Annotated in this window: 1 protein-coding gene; it reads right to left on the reverse strand. The window is 58.3% G+C overall.

Annotation, left to right across the window (positions count from 1 at the left end; translation table 11 throughout):
- On the reverse strand, nt 1–877 hold an 877-nt coding region (locus HMPREF3115_RS16640; protein ID WP_070555226.1), incomplete at its 3' end, for an IS481 family transposase.
- Nucleotides 878–916: the final 39 nt, after the last annotated feature.

A 916-nucleotide genomic window follows, 5' to 3' on the forward strand; every position in this document is an offset into this window, starting at 1 on the left:
CCTCCTCTGCGAGAGGTGTGATTTCGGTCAGCTCCGCGATACGATCGACGGGCGTCTTGCCACCAAGCGAGCCGTGCGGCCGCCGCCAGTTGTAGTCGAACTGCCACTCCTCAATTTGGTCGCCAATCGCATCCGCTGTCGACTGATGATGCATCCAGAATTCGTTTAAATCGGTGAGCTGTGAACGCTCGACTTTGCCATTGAGGTGTGGCGAACGCGGCGGAATCGGCCGGAACTTGATGCACTCGCTCATCAAGCGCCGTTGTACCGATTCGGCGAAGAACTCGCCGCCTCGGTCGGTCTGGATACGTTGGATCGGGAATGGCATTTCCTCGATGACACGATCAAGAAAGAGCAGCGTATTTCGGGCATTTCTGCGTGGATAGACCGCCAAAATCCGGAACCGCGAGCAGTCGTCGATCGCCGTGTACTGATACACACCTCGCGCGATCTTCATCGTGTCCATCTGGACGCGGTCTCCCGGCACTGGCCTGCTATAGCGTTTCGGCTGTGCCGGTCGCCTGGATCGAATCAACGGCCTTACACCCGCCTCGCTCAAGATCTTGTGAATGGTCGCGAGGGACAGCTCCCGTTGCTCGTGCAGTCGCAGTTCATTCTGGATTCGCCGCGCGCCTTTGTGCTCGGTACGCAATCGAAGGATCGTTGCCCGATCGGTGTCGGAAACCTTTCGGTTTGGGCTGCGGAGTGGACGACGACTTTGGGACTGGAGGCCGGCCTCACCGGCCTCCTGATATCGACGCAGCCATTTGCGAAGCGTCGGTCGGGAGATGCCACACCTCGCACACACGAGACCGGCGTTGCCGGTCTCGTGATACATGCGCACCCACCGTAATCTCGCGGCGATCTCTCTGTCCATCGCTTCATTTTAGTTGAAACGATGTCTATGAATCACACA

The sequence above is a fragment of the Burkholderia sp. HMSC10F09 genome (assembly GCF_001806955.1).
GTDB classification, from domain to species: Bacteria; Pseudomonadota; Gammaproteobacteria; order Burkholderiales; family Burkholderiaceae; genus Burkholderia; species Burkholderia multivorans.